This is a genomic window from Fluviispira multicolorata, from assembly GCF_009208585.1.
GTDB lineage: Bacteria > Bdellovibrionota_B > Oligoflexia > Silvanigrellales > Silvanigrellaceae > Silvanigrella > Silvanigrella multicolorata.
In genome coordinates, this window is record NZ_WFLN01000007.1 from 273,573 (window position 1) to 291,287 (window position 17,715).

At 33.3% G+C, this 17,715-nt stretch carries 17 protein-coding genes; 13 read left to right on the forward strand and 4 right to left on the reverse strand.

Annotated features, from left to right (window positions below; genetic code table 11):
- Positions 1-50 precede the first annotated feature (50 nt).
- From rpsF to GCL57_RS10250, 4 genes are all read left to right on the forward strand, one after another.
- A complete protein-coding gene (gene rpsF / locus GCL57_RS10235) occupies positions 51-470 on the forward strand; it encodes a 30S ribosomal protein S6 (protein ID WP_152213247.1) in 420 nt (139 codons plus the stop codon).
- A gap of 51 nt (positions 471-521) precedes the next feature.
- The gene (locus GCL57_RS10240) at positions 522-1,871 is read left to right on the forward strand and encodes a hypothetical protein (RefSeq protein ID WP_152213248.1); all 1,350 of its coding nucleotides are present in this window, start codon (positions 522-524) and stop codon (positions 1,869-1,871) included.
- A gap of 55 nt (positions 1,872-1,926) precedes the next feature.
- On the forward strand, positions 1,927-2,373 hold the full coding sequence (gene rplI, locus GCL57_RS10245) for a 50S ribosomal protein L9 (protein WP_152213249.1): 447 nt from the start codon (positions 1,927-1,929) through the stop codon (positions 2,371-2,373).
- Between the two features lie 121 nt (positions 2,374-2,494).
- Positions 2,495-3,295 (forward strand): tetratricopeptide repeat protein, encoded by an 801-nt coding sequence (locus GCL57_RS10250; RefSeq protein WP_152213250.1) that lies wholly within the window; start codon positions 2,495-2,497, stop codon positions 3,293-3,295.
- Here the strand turns inward: GCL57_RS10250 and GCL57_RS10255 are convergent.
- On the reverse strand, positions 3,292-4,578 hold the full coding sequence (locus tag GCL57_RS10255) for an AAA family ATPase (protein ID WP_161597700.1): 1,287 nt from the start codon (positions 4,576-4,578) through the stop codon (positions 3,292-3,294). The genes GCL57_RS10250 and GCL57_RS10255 overlap by 4 nt on opposite strands.
- Positions 4,562-6,268 (reverse strand): apolipoprotein N-acyltransferase, encoded by a 1,707-nt coding sequence (lnt, locus tag GCL57_RS10260; protein ID WP_152213252.1) that lies wholly within the window; start codon positions 6,266-6,268, stop codon positions 4,562-4,564. The genes GCL57_RS10255 and lnt overlap by 17 nt, the downstream gene beginning before the upstream one ends.
- A gap of 35 nt (positions 6,269-6,303) precedes the next feature.
- Here lnt and GCL57_RS10265 point away from each other — a divergent pair, with 35 nt between their 5' ends.
- From GCL57_RS10265 to GCL57_RS10290, 7 genes are all read left to right on the forward strand, one after another.
- Positions 6,304-7,638: a DUF1573 domain-containing protein gene (locus tag GCL57_RS10265; RefSeq protein ID WP_152213253.1), complete on the forward strand. Its 1,335-nt coding sequence runs from the start codon at positions 6,304-6,306 to the stop codon at positions 7,636-7,638.
- Positions 7,635-7,772 (forward strand): hypothetical protein, encoded by a 138-nt coding sequence (locus GCL57_RS14810; RefSeq protein ID WP_161597701.1) that lies wholly within the window; start codon positions 7,635-7,637, stop codon positions 7,770-7,772. Before GCL57_RS10265 ends, GCL57_RS14810 begins: the two co-directional genes overlap by 4 nt.
- A gap of 10 nt (positions 7,773-7,782) precedes the next feature.
- A complete protein-coding gene (locus GCL57_RS10270) occupies positions 7,783-8,442 on the forward strand; it encodes a hypothetical protein (protein WP_152213254.1) in 660 nt (219 codons plus the stop codon).
- A 4-nt stretch (positions 8,443-8,446) separates the two neighbouring features.
- Complete coding sequence (locus tag GCL57_RS10275) at positions 8,447-8,863, forward strand: VOC family protein (RefSeq protein ID WP_152213255.1); 417 nt, start codon at positions 8,447-8,449, stop codon at positions 8,861-8,863.
- Positions 8,856-10,076: a signal recognition particle-docking protein FtsY gene (ftsY, locus tag GCL57_RS10280; protein ID WP_211363252.1), complete on the forward strand. Its 1,221-nt coding sequence runs from the start codon at positions 8,856-8,858 to the stop codon at positions 10,074-10,076. The genes GCL57_RS10275 and ftsY overlap by 8 nt, the downstream gene beginning before the upstream one ends.
- Before the next feature lie 129 nt (positions 10,077-10,205).
- Positions 10,206-11,171, forward strand: a complete 966-nt coding sequence (locus GCL57_RS10285; protein WP_152213256.1) for a glycosyltransferase family 2 protein — start codon at positions 10,206-10,208, stop codon at positions 11,169-11,171.
- Between the two features lie 34 nt (positions 11,172-11,205).
- Entirely contained in the window at positions 11,206-12,918 is a 1,713-nt protein-coding gene (locus GCL57_RS10290; RefSeq protein WP_152213257.1) for a glycosyltransferase family protein, read from the forward strand.
- On the opposite strand, the gene GCL57_RS10295 is transcribed toward GCL57_RS10290, so the two are convergent.
- Positions 12,890-14,044 carry a 3,4-dihydroxy-2-butanone-4-phosphate synthase gene (locus tag GCL57_RS10295; RefSeq protein WP_152213258.1) on the reverse strand — a complete coding sequence of 385 codons (1,155 nt, stop codon included), beginning with the start codon at positions 14,042-14,044 and terminating at the stop codon, positions 12,890-12,892. The genes GCL57_RS10290 and GCL57_RS10295 overlap by 29 nt on opposite strands.
- Before the next feature lie 149 nt (positions 14,045-14,193).
- On the opposite strand from GCL57_RS10295, the gene GCL57_RS10300 reads away from it, so the two are divergent.
- Positions 14,194-14,931 (forward strand): TerC family protein, encoded by a 738-nt coding sequence (locus GCL57_RS10300; protein WP_152213259.1) that lies wholly within the window; start codon positions 14,194-14,196, stop codon positions 14,929-14,931.
- Here GCL57_RS10300 and trmFO read toward each other — a convergent pair.
- A complete protein-coding gene (trmFO, locus tag GCL57_RS10305) occupies positions 14,918-16,378 on the reverse strand; it encodes a methylenetetrahydrofolate--tRNA-(uracil(54)-C(5))-methyltransferase (FADH(2)-oxidizing) TrmFO (protein WP_152213260.1) in 1,461 nt (486 codons plus the stop codon). The two genes, GCL57_RS10300 and trmFO, sit on opposite strands and share 14 nt — an antisense overlap.
- A 172-nt stretch (positions 16,379-16,550) precedes the next feature.
- On the opposite strand from trmFO, the gene GCL57_RS10310 reads away from it, so the two are divergent.
- On the forward strand, positions 16,551-17,633 hold the full coding sequence (locus GCL57_RS10310; RefSeq protein WP_161597702.1) for an NAD-dependent epimerase/dehydratase family protein: 1,083 nt from the start codon (positions 16,551-16,553) through the stop codon (positions 17,631-17,633).
- The last annotated feature ends 82 nt before the right edge of the window (positions 17,634-17,715 follow it).

Sequence of the window (17,715 nt, forward strand, 5' to 3'; positions counted from 1 at the left end):
CTCATGTCTGGGGCTCAAGTTTTAGTTGCGCGATCCATAAGGAGAATTCTATGCGTGAATACGAAGCAATGATCATTGCAAAGGCTGATCTGCCTGAAGCTGAACTATCCAAGATGGTTTCTAAATGGGAGACTATCATTGGAACTGAGGGTGGACAAGTCGTCAAAAAAGACACTTGGGGTGTCCGCCGCCTTGCTTATCCAATTAATAAGCAAACTCGTGGTAACTACTTCGTTTATGACGTAGCTACAAATCAAGCTAATATTCATGAGCTTGAACGTATTTTAAAACTCGAAGAAAATGTTCTTCGTTCTATGGTTATCAAACTTGCAGATAATGTAAATGTTGAAAATCGTCGCTTAGAGCTTCAACAACAAGCAGAAGCTGCTGCTCAAAGAGCTGCAGAAGCTGCTCGTGAAAAAGCAGAATCTGAGTCTTTAGGCGCTCGCAGAGGCCGTGACGACGAATAATTTACAAAATGTTCGTTTCTATGCTTTTAAAGCTGTAATTAGAGGTTTTTCATGACTCAAAAGTTCAGCAACCCACAGGGTTCAAGTTCAAGTGAAAATAATAATGCGCCTGTGAAAAAAATCACTCCTGCTTTATTGTTTTCGGCCGTTTTTGTCGCTGTAAGCTTTATTGTTATGCTAATTCCTCTTGCTCTTTTTAACGTGGCTCAAGTTGCTGCAATGCTTGGAAAAAGAATTGCTCTTTCGCTAATGCTTGTTGTTTCCTTGTCATTTTTTCTTTTTGGTATTTTATTTTCAAGTTTAAGTATTATATCCATGGGAGTTATTGTTTTATTTGCTATTCCTTTTTTCATGAGCGCGATTTATTTGCGTGAAAAAAGAAAACATTGGCTCTATGCAGCTTCTGTTTTGTTTCTCCCTGTCATTTTATTTTTTGGCTTTTTAAGTTTTACACCTACAAAGTTAACAGTAATTGATGGAGAAGTGAAAACACAAATACATCAAGAAATTGCTCTAAAAAAAGAAGAGCTTCAATCTCAGTTTGCTGGTAGAAAGCCAACTGTAAAAGAGGTTCAAACTCTTGCTCAATATGATCAATTCAAAGAACAAATCGATCAAATTGTTGCAGTTCCGGCTGTGCGCTCGTTTTTAGATTATAACTCTTGGCAAAGAATGGCTTTTCTTGTATTTGGAGCAGGTTCTTCCTTCTTCTTAATAGGATTGCTTATTTCATTTGCTAATGTTGTTTTTGTTGATTTTGGGTTTGAGCAAATTGAAAGATTACGTGCTGTGGTCAATTATGTCCGCAGACATCCTACATCTTTTTCAGCTCAGTTAACTTCTGTACTTTTTGCTATGCCTATGGTTCGAGCAAATAGATTAGAAACTCCAATATTGATAAACCAGCATGCGACGCAAAGCTTAGGGAATGGCAACCAAAAACTGTCAATTTTAGCAAGTCTATGGAAGCCTTTGAAACCAAATAATACAATTATGTGGCAAGGATTTTCTTTTAAATTTGAAGGAATGAGTGCTTGGAATTTAAGAAACTTCTCTTTACCTCTTCCGCTTGTTCTTCTTGCAGTTGCATTTGTTGGTACGATGGCATTTTGGTATGGAAACCTTGAGTCTATCATTTCATCCTTACAGCATACGGCTTTTGCGCCTATTTTTGCTTTGATGAGTGTTATGTCATTTGTAGTTATCACTATATTGGCATTGCAGGGGATGTTTACAATTTATAAAAGAGTATCAACCTTTTTGGTACTTTCTTTTGTATTTTTATTTTTTATTCTGGGTTCAAAGGCATCATTTGGACCTTACGCAATTCTCGCAGCATTTGGTGCTGTAGGGTTGCTTGATTATGTGTATGATTGGCGTGGAAGAAAGCTTAAATCCTAAGATTTTTCTATGTTTTTCAAAATGAACTCGTTTTTTATACAAGAGGGTTATAATTATGCTCGTACTTTTGCAAGCAAATGTACCAAACTTAGGTCATATTGGTGATCTTATCAAAGTTAAATCAGGATATGCAAGAAATTATCTTTTTCCACGTAAGCTTGCAGTTTTAGCTGACGAAAGAAACCAAAAATCACTTGAACATCAACGTCGTCAAGCTGATTTGAAAAAACAAAAAGAACTTGCTGTTGCAACTGAACTTGCTGCAACAATCAGCGCACTTTCTTTAACAATTCAAAAACCAGTTGGTGAAGAAGACAAAATCTTTGGGACTGTTACAACTCAAGAACTTGCAGATGCTTTCCATTCTGCAGGGCATGAAATTGATCGTCGTATGATTACTATCATCGACGAAATCAAGCTTGTAGGAGTTTACAAAGGCTCTGTTAAGCTCCATCCAGAAGTTTCAGCACAATTTAATATTTGGGTTGTTGCTCAAAACTAAAAATTTTTCTTAGTAACATCAAAGAATTAAATTTTTAATAACAGATGAGAAATTCTCATCTGTTTTTTTTTGTCACATTTTATTTCTTAAGTTCGATTGAACAACGTCCGATTTTTTTCATATGAAACACTTAAAAGACGCTCGAAATTTATTAGATCAAGGCGACTCAGGTGGTGCTATGGAGATCATTGAAAACCTCCTTGCCCTCTCACCTAGGAATACAGAAGCATTGAGAATGAAGTCATTCATTCTTGACTCTTGGGGGCGTTTTGATGAGTCTTTGGCTATATTACATATCTTGGGAAAAATGGCATCTGAAGATGAACCATTTGAAGATCTTGATAGAAGAATGGAAGAGGAAAGGGAATCACTTATATACAGTCGTTTAACGCCTGAAGGAAGATGGTATTTTCAGTTTTCTCCTCTGCAAATGCTTGTTTCTTTGTTTGGTTTAATGGGTTGTTTCCTTTTTCTTATTACGAGTCCAAGTTATTTTGATAATCCAGGTTCTTCAGTAGGATTGGGGCTCTCTTTTGTTACTTTAGTTTTGTTACCTTGGATAGTATTGCTCTCATTAAATTTTAAAGGTGTTAAAAAAATACTTGTTGGACTTGCGGGAATTCACGTTTTTTATGGTGTTAAAAAAATATCATATACTTGGGATCAAATGGGATCGGTTGTAATTGAATATGATACAAATTTAAATACTGATTATTTACACATGATTGTTTATTCTAAGTTAACACGTGAAGCTTTATTAGATTTTGATATATCTAGAAGCAATAGTGTGGTAAGGGCAAGAAGACATTTTGTAAGACTCGTATTAAGTTATATTGATTCAGTTAGCTACGTACCAAGAGGAAAAGCAACTGATTTTGAACGAAATAACTCTAGCGATAAAAAAACAAATTCAGCGGCTTAAACTTTTTTATTCATTTTTTTTGGATTTTTCCATAGATCTGCAAGTCTGCTTTTTAATTTAAACTCCACCCCATAATCTGAAGGTAAATAAGCAGCTATTTTTTCTTGCTGCTTTATTTTATTAACTTCTGAAGGTAGATATTCAAAATGGATAAAAGAATTTTCATAATTGTGTGGATATTTATATTTATCCTTCCCTTTAACGGTTAATTCAATAGGGGGCTGAATAGAATATCCATTTTCTTCTGCTTGGACTCTCCAATTACGAACTTTTTCAATTGCTAAATAAGCTTTGTTACTTTTAAGAGTGCTTGCCAAATAAGTAACACATTGCGCAAGTGGAATTCTGCCTTCAGGCATACCCACACATTCGATAGCGCGATAAGCACTGACTGCTAAAGTGAGTGCTTGAGGATCGGAATTTCCGATATCTTCACTAGAAAAAATTATGCACCTTCTTAAAATAAAAAGAGGATCTTCTCCTTTATCAAGTGCCGCTATAGCGTAAAAGAGCGCAGCATCAGGATCGCTTCCACGCATACTTTTGATCATAGCACTTATAAAATCGTAATGATTTTTATTTGTAAAAGCTTTTAATGAATTTTTATAAACATCATTCTCTTCGTCTTCTGTTTTACAATGAATAATATTTTCAAATAAATTTAATGCAAAGCGTAAATCACCACCACTCATTTTTGCAATTTTAGGAATTGTTTGTTCCGTTAATTTTTGATCATCAGAAATAGTTAATGCAAATTTTGAGTCATTTAATTTTAAAAAATTCAAACTGTGAATCAGTCCTTTTTCAATATCTTTCTCATTTAATGCGGAAACATAAATGTTTCTTACTCGACTTAAAATGGGAGCAGAGAGTTCAGTTGTCGGTGCTTCAGTGGTTGCTCCAATGATCCAAGCTTCTGAATATTCAAGAATGGGAAGGAGAGTGTCTTGTTGAGCACGGTTGAGTCTATGAATTTCATCAATGAAAATGAGAGAGCCAGGGTTTTTTTCAACGGCACTTTTAATTTCTTTAACACCGTCTCTGACAGCAGATAAGGTAACAAAGCTAAGATTTGAAGCTTCTCCTAGCATACGTGCTAAAGTTGTTTTACCTGATCCAGGTGGGCCCCATAAGATAAGATGAAATTTATGTGATGTTCTCCATTGTAAGAGATCTCTGTTCCAAATTTTATATGCAGAGCCTAATAATAAATTTTCAGTTTTTAAGGAAGGACGCAATCTCTCTGCAAGTAGTCCTTTTTCATTGCTAATATCTGCTGTCATAGGAACTCTTGTTTGCTGCAATTAAAATCCATATGAGGGAAAGAAAGCCTAAAATTATAAGAGGCCAGTTGGACAGTAGAGTATATATGGTTATTTCTGAAGATATTGGGATATCAATAAAACCAGTTGCTTGAGTTAAAAGAATGGTGGGAGGTAAAATAATTCTCCCTAACGGATCGAAAGCCATTGTTGGACCTGTATTTGATACCATAACAAGACTGCGTGCATTTTCTATTGAACGGAATTTATTAAGTATACTAAATTCAAGCCCTGCATTGCTGTTTACCATCCAAACAAAATTTGCTTGATTGACAAAAATACTTGCATTCCCTTTTAATGTTTCAAGTCTAGTAAGTTCTGGGTAAATAGAATCAAAACATATAAGCGGCGCAACGAATTCTTTTTCATTATATGCAAGGGCATCATAACTTGTACCAATTTCTACTTTGCTTGCATTTTCAAAAATATTTCTATAATAATTGCCAATTTTAGGAAAATAGTTTTCAAATGGAACAGACTCACCAAATGGCATTGGGATCCATTTGTCAAATTCTTTACTTTTAGAGCCATCAGGACGTATTAGAAATGAGGATGACCAGACTCTTGCTTTTTCATATCCTACTTTCTTGAGATCTTCTTTATCCCATTTTGTTGCTTGTACTAAAATTGGTACTTGGACAGAAGCAGAAAATTGTTTTGTTGCTAATAATTCATTATTATCAAGCATAAAAAAACTATGGACAGCGCTTTCAGGCCAAATAATGAGATCAGGCTTTTTTCCATCTTTTTCAAGTGCTTTATTAATAGCTTCTTTACTCATCTCTAATAGACGAGTTAGGTTTTGTTGCTGAGAACCCGTTGAGGGAAGCGGTAATGATGCTATAGAATTAAATGTAAAATTAGGTTGAACATAGGCAATTCTTGTTTTTTTTGCTGTTACTAATGTATCATTTACTTCGTTTATTCTAAAATATCCAAATGTAAAAATAATACTCCAGAGAGCAATATTTATGAATGAAGTTGAAATAAAAAGACTTTTATTCTTTGAAAGTTTTAGGATTGCCTCTGAAAGAGAAAGACTTGTATAAAAAATAAAAAATGAAATAATATTGAAACCAAAGAGACTTGAAATTTGGGTAATTTGGGTTTCCGAGTGCATAAGGCTGCCAAAAGTCCAATTAAAGAAGCGTGGAGCTATGATCTCAAATAATGTCATTGTCATAGCAATTCCAATAAGTGGAAGTTTTTTATTGCTATGTCTTGTCTCTAACCATGTTTGCAGGATTAATGGTGAAAAAAGAATTGGAAAATAAAGTGATGTCAATGCACAAATTGATATATAAAGAGGATAGGCAAAATAAGGTTTTAAAGAACTAAAATATATAATAGGTTGCGAAATCCAGAAAAAAGCAAGGAGTTGAAGAATAAAACCAAAAAACCAAATTGCAAAAAAAGCCTGCAAACTGCGATGAGCTGCGCTGAGTTGAGCAAAATGCTTTTTTAGACTTGAGTGCTCTGCATATTTTCGCGGTAGAGTTTTGAGAATGAGAATGAGAGGGATAAGGGAAAATGGGATAATGGCACCTATTCCAAGCAAAGGAAATTGATAGCCTGGAAACCCCATAGCCACGAGGAGAGCGCTTGTGATAAGAGCTATATACTTTAGAATGCTAAATTTGATAGATACCATGAACACATCTTAATTAAAGGGTTTGGACTTGAGCTTTGAAAAAGTTTATACCAAGTGCGGGTGGCATGATAACATGTGGATATGAGGATCACAACATGTGCTTTTCTCTAATAGGCAGACTTTTCTTTTTGCGATTTATTTGCTTGTTTTTAATTTATCATACTTCTTTTTATGCAAACGCTATCGAGCCAACAATTGAATTAAATTTGCAAGGCCAAATTCCACGTGTTGAGTTTGATTCCACACGCTTTGATTTTGGCGAAATATATCGAGGGCAAAGAGTAAGTCATCTTTATAAATTTCAAAATACAGGCAATGGAACTCTAGTTTTTAGTAGTATTCATGCGGCTTGTGGATGTATAAATACAAAAATGTTAGCGAATGATGGAATTACTGTAAAAAATGTTTTTAAATCTGGAGAAAGTGGACTTGTGAATGTTGAATTCAATTCACGAGATTTTTCTGGGAATATTGTAAGAACAATCACCCTAGAAACAAATATGGGATCCTCTTCTCCAACTGTTACTTTAACTGTGACAGCGAATGTTTTACAAGAATTAACTTCAAATCCAGCACTTTTATATGTGGGTAAAATTCAAGGGGACTCTCAAAAAATATTTAATATCAATATGAATTTAATAGGTCGCGGAAAATTTTATACTGCAAAAGAAAATATGAATTTAATTGATTTAATAAAATCTGAAGTTGAAAACTCAAAACTCTCAAGCCAGTTAAAAGAAAATATTCTTTCTAATACTGAACCTCTTAAGGTTATTGCGGTTGAGTCGAATGTTCCCTTTATTAAAGTCAAATTATTGCCACAAAATTCTTCTCAAAATACTCAATTATCTGTCCAAATTGATGATAAATCGATACCAATTGGAGCAATAAGTGCCAAAATTAAAGTTTGGAATAATTCTACGTATTATAAGGACTTTGAAATTCCAATTATAGGAGAAGCTGTAGGCCATGTACAAGCTTCAGCAAAATATGTTGAATTTGGTGTTGTCAATGAAATAAGACCTGCAGAACGTGTTATAACATTTAAATCATTAGATAAAAATTTCTCTGTAACTGGGGTAAAAGTAGAACTAAAAAAACTACCAGAACTTAAAAATTTAAAAGATTCTGATTTATTTGATATTAGAAAAGATAAACTTTCACTTTCAAATGCAGCATCTGAGGGCAATGCTCATTCCTCGTTTGTTGTCTCATTTAAGCTACGATACCCAAAAAATTTAGATAATTTGAGTGAATTTCAGGTGACTCCAGGGGTAAATGTTTCTGGTTTTTTTGTTGTCAAAACCAATGATCCCGATTACAAAGAGATTACAGTGCCGTTTTTTGGCGTATTAAGGAAAGAGCCATGACAGAGCAAATGATCAAGATCCATAATGCTGTACAAATTCCTTCAGTTTATATCGACATTGGAATTATTTTAGGAATATTTTTTTCCATTTTAGGTTTGGTATTTATTCTTTATAGCTCAAAGAAATTGAATTAAGAGGTTTAACGTGGGTATTTTTGATAAAATTTTTTCTTCGCAACCTAAATCATATGATAAATATGGAGATATTTTAAAAAAAGTGATGACAACAAAGGAGCAGCGTCTCGAGGCAATTGAGGCTCTTGAAAATATTGCTCCTGAGCAGTCTGTTCCACAACTCTTAAAACGTTTTGAAATTTCTGTTGATTCTGGTTTAATTGACAATCGTGAAAAAGAAAAGTGTTTAAATATTATTGTAGAATTTGGCGAAAAATCTAAGCCATTTGTAAAAAAAATAATTGAATCACAAAGACGTATTTCTTGGCCTATTAAAATTGCAGAAAAAATATTTTCGCATGATGAATATGCTGAAATTTTAATAAATAATTTAAAGACAAATATCGCTGTATTTGATGAGTCTGTTCTTGAAAGAAATGAAGAAATAATGCTCGCTCTTAAGGAAGTAAAAGGAAAAGAAGAAATTATCGTTAATAAGGTAACGGAATTTTTAAGCAGCCGTGATGAGAATCTAAAAATGGCTGCACTTGAATGTTTAGAAGAGCAAGCAAAACAAAATATAACTGCTAAAGAAATTATTATAAATCTTTCAAACCAACCTGTTACTGATGAAAACTCACGCTTCATGGGCGTAGTCAATTCAATAATTCAAGCTCATAAATGGGCCTGAAATTATGCAATCTACAACAACATGGGTTAAGAATATTGGGCATCTTGCTATTGTGATCGACGATATCGAAAAAGGAAAATGGTTTTTCGGTGAAGTCTTGCAAGCGCGTTATTTTATGTATAAAGGCGAACAAATCATGGTAGAAATGGGTTCTTCCGTGTTTGTTGCTAAATTATCCAAAGATGCAATAGACAAAACCCGACAAGTAGGTCATTTTGGTAAACAAGTTCTCGATCATTATGGTTTTCAAGCAGAATCTCCCGTCCAAGTGGATGCTTTTTTTCAGCGCATTCAAAGTTTTAAATTGGAAATTATACGAGAGCCTCACGATCGCTCAGATGGTCGAGCTTTTTATTTTCGAGATCCATTTGGCAATTTAGTCGAATATTTTTGGTATAATAGGAAAAAAGAACATGCATGATATGTCAAGCGATCAATTTATGATTGCTGCAAGTGTGGTTACTGCTGTACTTGTTGTTTTATTTATTACAAATTTAATTATCAATCGTAAAAAAAATCCGCCAAAATCTTTGCCAAAAGATTCTATTCGGGAAAATTTAATTGAATTAACAGAACGAAAGAAATTAGAAACACCTGTCGTTCAAAAATCTCAAGATGTAAAACAAGATGCTCTTCCACTGGAACAGCTTCAGGAAAAACTTTTAAAACCTATTGTTGATGAAAAAAAATGGTTTGATCGTTTAAAAGGTGGATTGAGAAGAACGCACAGTCAAATTGTGAATGGGCTAGATGAATTTTTTACTGCTAAAAGTGATAAGGTAACTAGGGATGAAACTCTTGAACATCTTTTTGAATTGCTTGTTCAAGCAGATGTTGGAGTAAAAACATCAGATCTTTTAGTTGAAAAAGTCAAAAATAGATTAACAAAAGAAGATTACTCTAATTCCGCAAAATTTAAAAATATTTTACGAGAAGAAATATTTAATATTTTATCTTCTACAAAAGTAAACTCTAAAGGTGAGATTGAAAAACCTTTGTTGAGTCTTTCTGAAAATAAATTACCACATATTGTTTTAATGGTCGGAGTCAATGGAGTTGGTAAGACAACTACAACAGGTAAGCTCGCATATAAGGCTCATTTAAGAGGACAGAAAGTTGTTATTGGTGCGGCTGATACTTTTCGTGCGGCTGCAATTGAGCAATTGTCTGTTTGGGCTGAACGTTCTAAAGCACAAATGATTCGTTTGAAAGAAGGCGCAGATCCTGCTTCTGTTGCGTTTGAAACTGTTAAGAAAGCGACTGAAGCCAATGCAGATATTTGTCTTATAGATACGGCTGGACGTTTACAAAATAGACAAGATCTCATGCAAGAATTAGCTAAAATTGGGCGTGTCGTTGCAAAAGAAAATCCTGATGCTCCACATGAAGTTCTTTTAGTGCTCGATGCAACAACGGGACAAAATGCTCTCCAACAGGCAAAGATATTTAGAGATGTTGTTAATATAACAGGTCTTATTTTGACAAAACTCGATGGAACTGCAAAAGGTGGAATAGCAATAGCAATTGCTTCTGAAATGGGTTTACCCATTCGCTATGTTGGTGTCGGAGAATCTGTTGAAGATCTCGAATTGTTTGAAGCTCATGAGTTTGTAAATGCACTTTTTAGCGAATAGTTTTTCTTAATTCTCTTTATAATATTTTAAATAAATAATAAATAATGTAAATTCAAGTCATTGATTTGATTTTTATTCATTCTAATATTACTCTATTTTTATCGCTTAGAAGTGAATAGAGGATTTATTATGAGTAAAATTTCAGTCGTAATTCCTTGCTATAATGAATATGAAGTCATTCAAGAAACAAATAAAAATGTTTCTAAAGTTCTTGAAGATGTGTGCAAAATATTTCAAATGGAATACGAAATAATTTATGTAAATGATGGAAGCAAAGACAATACTCTTCAAATATTGCATTTTCTTCAAGATAAGCATAACTATAATGAACAAAAATTAGGTAAAATTAATATTGTCTCATTGGCAAAAAATTTCGGTCATCAAGCTGCATTAAGTGCTGGACTTCATTATGCTAAAGGGGATGCTATTATTTCTATAGATGCCGATTTACAAGATCCGCCTGAGTTAATTGAACTAATGATTAAAAAATGGCTTGATGGCTCAGATGTTATTTATGGTGTGCGCACTTCTCGTGAAGGTGAAACTTTTTTTAAACTTTTAACAGCAAAATTATTTTATATTTTACTTAGAAAATTAACACATGTTGATATTCCTATTGATTCAGGTGATTTTAGATTAATGAGTCGAAATGCTTTAAATATATTTAATACATTGCCTGAAAGAAATCGATTTATTCGAGGAATGGTCCCTTGGATTGGTTTAAGACAAGAGCCTATTTATTATGAAAGATCAGCTCGTTTTGCTGGGGAAACTAAATACCCATTTAGGAAAATGCTTAAACTTGCGTTTGATGGAATAATTTCTTTTAGCAATGTGCCGCTGCAGTCAGCGTATTATTTTGGTTTTATAGTTGCTTTATTATCAATTATTTATGGTTTTTATATTGTGATCTACTCATTGGTAAAAGGCTATCCTGTTTTGGGCTGGAGCAGCCTAATGGTTGCGATTTTATTCATTGGTGCTGTGCAATTAATAACAATTGGAGTCCTCGGAGAATATATTGGTAGGATTTATGATGAAGTTAAAAAAAGGCCGCTTTTTATAGTCAATGAAAAAGAAAGTCGTTTAAATTAAACTATAAAAAAAATTATACGATAATGAGGTTTTAATGAATTCAAAGTTGTCTTCAATACAGAATAAAAAAAAATTGTTGCAAATTTTTGTCATTGTTGTTTCATTTATATTCCTTGCTTTTTTAGCAATGAAACCAATTTTAAGCATTGATGGATGGCCTTTAGAGCATGACGGTTCTTTACTTTTTGAAAGAGTTGGTGTTTTTTACCATGAAATAAAAAAAGGAAATTATTTTCCATTATGGACTTCTTATGGACAAAATGGTTACGGATCACCATTTCCATTTTTATATCATCGTGCTTTTAATACTATTGCTGTGCTTTTTTCATTCTTGACTGGTTCAGTTTATATAGGAGTTAAAGTTGCAATTTTTGTTTTATTAATTTTTGGCGCTTTGGGAATGTTTAAATTATTAAAAGAATTTGAAGTTAATTTTCTAAATAGCTTATGTGGTAGTGCGCTTTTTATGTTTGCAAATTATACTTATACAAATTGGCTCTTTCGAGGCGCAGCTGCAGAGTTTACATCAATGATGTTGATTCCATGGCTTTTTTATGGTCTAGTTTGTCTGGCACAAAATAGAAAATATTCAGGATTAAAATTAGGTTTTGTTTTAGTCGCTCTTTTTTATTCACATGTTGTCACTTTTTATTATGCATTATTTAGTTTTGCAATATTTTATTCTTATTTCTTAGCAACAGAAAAGAGATATTTAAAAATAAAATATTATTTTTCAGGCTTTATAAGTTCGATTATTCTCATAATTTTTTGTGGACCTTATGCAATTGGCCTTGTTTTATTTAAGAGAATGTATAATTTTTCTATCATGAATGGAGGAAATAATCATCCTAATTTTCATTACAATTATTTTGAATGGTATTTTATCAAAAAATCTTATGTTTGGGGCGAAACTTGGCGAGGTATGTCTGTTGAGATAGGGCGTGGATTTTTTATAATAGCAATGCTTCTTTTGCTAATTATTTTTATTCTAATTAAAATGAAAAAATTGAATTTGCCTCAGAAAATTAACTCTTATACGGCATTGAAGCCTTTATTTTTATGTTTTATATTTTATTTTATTCTTCAAACCCCATTCGCAAAAGCTTTTTATTTATATTTTCCAGGGGCTGATTTTATTCAGTTTCCATGGAGATTGCTTACTTTTATTACAGTTATTTCTATTTTGACTTATTGTATATCTGTTCAAATTCTGTATGCTAATAAACATAGATTTAAATTGTATATTACAGCGCAAACTCTCATAATTTTATCTACATTTTATCAAGTTTACTTTGGCAGTTCATTAAACTTAAAATATGAAATTATGGGAAAAAATTATCTAATTGAAGCTAATAAAGCAAATGCATTATTAAATGCTTATCAGCCTTTTGAATACTTACCAAAATCTAAAATACAACCGCCAATTGCTAAGGCACTCATAGAAAATAAATCTGAAAAAAGCTGTATTATCGAAAATATTACTCCGAGTGATAGTTTAAATTCTGTCGTAGATACGAATAATATTAAAATTAAAATAAAAGGATTGTGTGAAATTGAATACAATAATTTTATAAATCCATTTACAGAAATTACTTTTAGTCATTCTGGGCAAGTATCAAAAACACACAACAGCACATATATACTTGTTGCTAATACTTCTGAATATCAAACGGTTGAAATTAAAAGAATTGGTTTAATAAAATCAATTGTGCAATATTTTAAGTATAGAGATAATTTGTATAGTTAACAGCTTTTAAAAATTCTTGATCTTCTCGAAGAATAAAATTTATTTTATGAATGAGAGTTTCAGCGGACTGATCCAATTTAAAATGAATTTGCAGGAATTGTAATGATCGAAGTAAACTGATTGCACGACGCACAGATGTCTTTGTCTTTTTTAAGCCTTCTTTACCACTCATGTCCGAATATTCATTTAAATGTAAAGGGATTTTTTCCATGCAATTTCCATGGGAAAATAATGCAATTTCTGCACAACATGTCTCTTGAGCAACTCCATTGTCCCAAGTATAGATTGCATTTGAAATAGAAATGCGTATGTTTTCTGCAGAGAATTCTTTTTTATAAATGCAAATAACCGTCGGTAAAGTAATATTTTCTTCAAGCCCTGCATTTAAATTGTACACATCAATTGGTTTTCTTTTATTTTCTTTAACTAAAAAGTTTTCATTTTTTAAAAATTGACTTTCGTTACTTGGATAAAATAAAATTTTATTCCAAAGAATATCAACTGTAGTTATAAATGGGAGAGTGTGGAAAACACAATTTTTATTTTCTTTATGAGCTAGAGTGTGTGGATTAATGGCTTCGCCATCATCTCCAAGCACTTCACACATTGCGGCTGCATACTCTAAACCTGACATTTGGCAAAGTTCGTAAAGTGCTTCGGTGTGACCGGCCCTTGCTAATAGGCCACCCGTCATCGCTCTTACAGGAAAAACATGGCCAGGTGAAATAAAATCACTCGTTTTGCTATTTTTATTTGCAATTAGAGCAATTGTGTGTGCTCTATCTTTGGCAGAAATACCATTTGTAATTCCTTCTTTAGCATCGACAGAAACGGTAAAATTAGTATGTGAAACCCCACCCGGTAATTTAGGTGACGTGCTAAAACCAAGTTTGTCAGCAAGCTCATGTCCTAAAGAAACACAGAGTAATCCTCTTGCATATTTAATTGCAAAGTTAACATTTTGTTGAGTTGCGCCTGATGCATGAAAAACGAGATCGGCTTCATTTTCGCGGAAACCATCATCGCCTACTAAAATAAGTTGGCCTTCTTGAAATGCTTTTAATACTTTTTTTAATTTGTTTTTTATTGCAACTAGCTCTGATGAATATTGATTATCAACAAGCATCTTTCAGCCCTCCCTTTACAGATCAGTTGAAATGAGTGACAGTAATCGCATTTCAAAGGTTTTTGGTCAAGCCTTGCTTTATCAGAGATTTTTTGGGAAAAATACTACGACTTTAATTGCTATTTTTTTTATGAGAGAGGGGATGTCTTTTGTTTGAATTTAACTTGGCTCAGGTCGTTATAATTATTAATCTCGTTATTTTAGAGGGACTTTTAAGCTTTGACAATGCACTTGCTTTAGCTGCACTTGTCCGCAAAAAATTAAAAGATCCATACCAACAAAAGAGAGCACTTCTTTGGGGAGTTTGGGGCGCATACACAATGCGTGTGGGTGTAATTTTTATTGGTGTTTGGTTAATGCAGTATGAATGGGTCAAGGCAATTGCAGGTTTATATCTTGTATACTTAGCCGTGCATGAACTCTTTTTTCATAAAAAAGGAGTATCGACACATGAAACTCAATTATCAGATGGACAAGGAGCAGTATTTAAAGCAAGTTCACGGGTATTTATTATGACAATTGTACAAGTAGAACTAATGGATCTTATGTTTTCAATCGATTCCATAGCTGTCGCCTTAGCCATTTCTGATGTAAAATGGGTTTTAATTACAGGGGCAGTTTTAGGTATTTTACTAATGAGAGTAGCCGCTCAGTTTTTTATCACTCTCATTGATAAATTTCCAATTCTTGAAAAGACGGCATTTGTTTTAGTTGGTATTGCGGGCTTGAATGTAGTGCTTAAGTTAAAAGATTTAAATCTTGGATTTACCACTTTAACGATTGATAAACATATACCAGAAAATGTATTTTTATCTTTAATGGTTTTAATATTGGTGGGAGCTATGGTTTTAAATAAAGTCTTTCCAGAAAAATTTAAACAAGTTTAGTTTCTTCTAACCAGTTTTGAAAAAGATCTTCAGAACGACATGCCATTAACTCTCTCTTGACAGATTTATCAAGTTTCTTGAGTTTTAAAATTTTATCAGAATTTATAGAATATTTTTTAATGTCTTCCACACTCAATTCATTAAATAATCCCCAATGAATATTCATAGGGGAAAATCTTTTTGTCTCTCCATAAATGCAATAGCGAGCGAGACTTCCCAGCGATGTATTTGCGGGCGGGCAGTTGAGTGCATGATTATTTTTTAACTTTTGCCCTATTACATGCGCAATATAAACTCCCATGGCAGAACTTTCTAAATAGCCTTCAACTCCCATTATTTGTCCAGCTAAATAAATTCTTTTGTCTGCTTTTAAACTAAAATCCTCATTTAATATATTTGGAGAAACGAGATAAGTGTTTCTGTGCATGCTGCCCATTCTAAAAAATTCAACATTGTTTAGACCTGGTAAGGTTTTTAAGATTTCTTTTTGAGCACCCCAAGTCAAACGGGTTTGAAAGCCAACCATATTCCAAGCTGAGTCACCCATTTTTTCTTTGCGTAACTGAACAACGGCATAAGGCATGCGACCTGTGCGAGGGTCATCGAGTCCACGTGGTTTCATGGGGCCGAAGGCGAGGGTGCGAGGACCTCTTTCTGCTAGAACTTCAATAGGTTGGCAGCCATTGAAGTATTTTGGTTCTTCAAAATCTTTATGAGGCACTTTTGCGCCTGCACAAACTTTTTCTACGAAAGAAAAGTATTCTTCTTTATTTAAGGGGATATTTAAATAGTCACCTTCTTCTTCTTCCTCATTGGGTGGAGGAAGTCCGTCTAAAATTGCTTTTTCCTGAGCTTGCTTCTTTTCAAAAGCATGTGTACGTGTTTGGCGATTTGCAAGGAAAGCTATGCTGTTGTCAATAGTATCGCCATCGAGAATAGGTGCAATGGCATCATAAAAATAAAGCTCTTGTGTACCTGTAATTTTACGGAGATCATTGGCAAGATTATCTTCTGTCAATGGACCAGTAGCTATGACAACTGCTGAAAAGTCATTGATTTTAAAAACATCTTCTACTTTCTCGACTACAGTCTCACGAATTGTAATATTTTTATGATTTTTGAGTTTTTCAGTAATTAATTGTGAAAAAAACTCTCTATCAACTGCTAATGTCTCTCCGGCTGGAACTTCAGCTTTTTTAGCTGCAGGAATAACAATGCTACCAAGTTGTTCAATTTCGCATTTGAGTGTTCCTGCAGGGTTTAATCTACTTTTTGACTTTAAGCTATTTGAACAAACGAGTTCTGCAAATAAGTTAGGAGATATTTGTGCAGGAGTGGTTTTTTTTGACTTCATTTCAAATAATGTAACTTGTATTCCATATCTTTCAGCAAGCACCCATGTGCATTCGCTTCCTGCTAAACCTGCTCCAATCACTGCAACCTTCATCAATGAATTCCCCTTTATTTTGGACTCGTATATTCTGTAAATAAGATTTTTTGTTGTCTAAAAGCTCTCAAGTTATGGTAAACCCCCTAACAGAGGAAAAAGCAAAACTGCTTTTTCAATGAGCGAGTTTTTAGCTCATATACTTCTACTCTTTACCCTTAATGGAGTAAATATGCCACTTTTTGTTGTTACAGGTGCACACGGATTTATTGGAACAAATATTGTGGAAAAGATTTTGACTGCAGCTCCTGAGGAACTAGGGTTTGCAAATGGGCGTCCATCACGTTTTTCAAATTTTGAAGAAAACCAGCAGGAGAGAGGTTGTTCTGTTATAGCAACAGACTTACCTGACTCTATAAATAGAATAAATGCACGTCGATTTCTAGGTTCAGTGCGTTATCAATATGTAGATTATGAAAAACTTATTGCTCATTTAGAATCATTAGAAAAAAAACCCGACTTAGTTATTCACAATGGAGCGTGTTCATCTACAACAGAAACAAATCCAGAAATTTTTCAAAAATTGAATCTAGGCTACTCACAAGCTTTGTGGGAATATTGTGCTCGTAATAATATTCCGTTTATTTATGCCTCGAGTGCTGCAACTTATGGAGATGGAAGATTTGGATTTTCAGATAAAAAAGAAGATTGTAATAAATATGTTTCTTTAAATTTATATGGAAAATCTAAGCTTGATTTTGATTTATGGGTATTAAAGCAAAAAGAAACTCCTCCAACTTGGTTTGGACTTCGTTATTTTAACGTTTTTGGCCAATTTGAGTCCCATAAAGGCGGGCAGGCGAGCATGGTCTATCATGGTTACAATCAAGCTGTAAGGACAGGCAAAATAAAATTATTTGAAAGCAATACTTCTGAATATGCACATGGAGAGCAATTGAGAGATTTTGTTTATATTGATGACTTAGTTGATATTACAATGGAACTTATTCGTATTTCTTTAGCTCGTATTGAAAATAAATCTTCATATTTAATTTCGGAGAATGGCTTATTTTTAAATATTGGTAGAGGAGTTGCTGAGAGTTGGAACAATCTTGCACAGGAAGTTTTTTCCTCGCTTTCCATACCTGAATCTATTGAATATATTCCAATGCCTGATAATATCATAAGACAGTATCAGAATTACACCTGTGCCGATCTTTCGACATTGCGATCCTTAGGTATACAGCATGAGTTTAAAAGTTTAAAAGCGGGTGTAATAAAATATGTTCAAAAACATTTGATGCGTGGACAATGAATTTTTAAATCCCAAAATAAAATTTGGGTAGATAATATGACTTTGCTTGTGGTAAATAAATAATTCATATAAGAATTATTTT

Bases quoted from the DNA above. Each gene is read 5' to 3' on its own strand.
- rpsF (WP_152213247.1), top strand. From the start codon at position 51: ATGCGTGAATACGAAGCAATGATCATTGCAAAGGCTGATCTGCCTGAA.
- GCL57_RS10240 (WP_152213248.1), top strand. From the start codon at position 522: ATGACTCAAAAGTTCAGCAACCCACAGGGTTCAAGTTCAAGTGAAAAT.
- rplI (WP_152213249.1), top strand. From the start codon at position 1,927: ATGCTCGTACTTTTGCAAGCAAATGTACCAAACTTAGGTCATATTGGT.
- GCL57_RS10250 (WP_152213250.1), top strand. From the start codon at position 2,495: ATGAAACACTTAAAAGACGCTCGAAATTTATTAGATCAAGGCGACTCA.
- GCL57_RS10255 (WP_161597700.1), bottom strand. From the start codon at position 4,578: ATGACAGCAGATATTAGCAATGAAAAAGGACTACTTGCAGAGAGATTG.
- lnt (WP_152213252.1), bottom strand. From the start codon at position 6,268: ATGGTATCTATCAAATTTAGCATTCTAAAGTATATAGCTCTTATCACA.
- GCL57_RS14810 (WP_161597701.1), top strand. From the start codon at position 7,635: ATGACAGAGCAAATGATCAAGATCCATAATGCTGTACAAATTCCTTCA.
- GCL57_RS10275 (WP_152213255.1), top strand. From the start codon at position 8,447: ATGCAATCTACAACAACATGGGTTAAGAATATTGGGCATCTTGCTATT.
- ftsY (WP_211363252.1), top strand. From the start codon at position 8,856: ATGCATGATATGTCAAGCGATCAATTTATGATTGCTGCAAGTGTGGTT.
- GCL57_RS10285 (WP_152213256.1), top strand. From the start codon at position 10,206: ATGAGTAAAATTTCAGTCGTAATTCCTTGCTATAATGAATATGAAGTC.
- GCL57_RS10290 (WP_152213257.1), top strand. From the start codon at position 11,206: ATGAATTCAAAGTTGTCTTCAATACAGAATAAAAAAAAATTGTTGCAA.
- GCL57_RS10295 (WP_152213258.1), bottom strand. From the start codon at position 14,044: ATGCTTGTTGATAATCAATATTCATCAGAGCTAGTTGCAATAAAAAAC.
- trmFO (WP_152213260.1), bottom strand. From the start codon at position 16,378: ATGAAGGTTGCAGTGATTGGAGCAGGTTTAGCAGGAAGCGAATGCACA.
- GCL57_RS10310 (WP_161597702.1), top strand. From the start codon at position 16,551: ATGCCACTTTTTGTTGTTACAGGTGCACACGGATTTATTGGAACAAAT.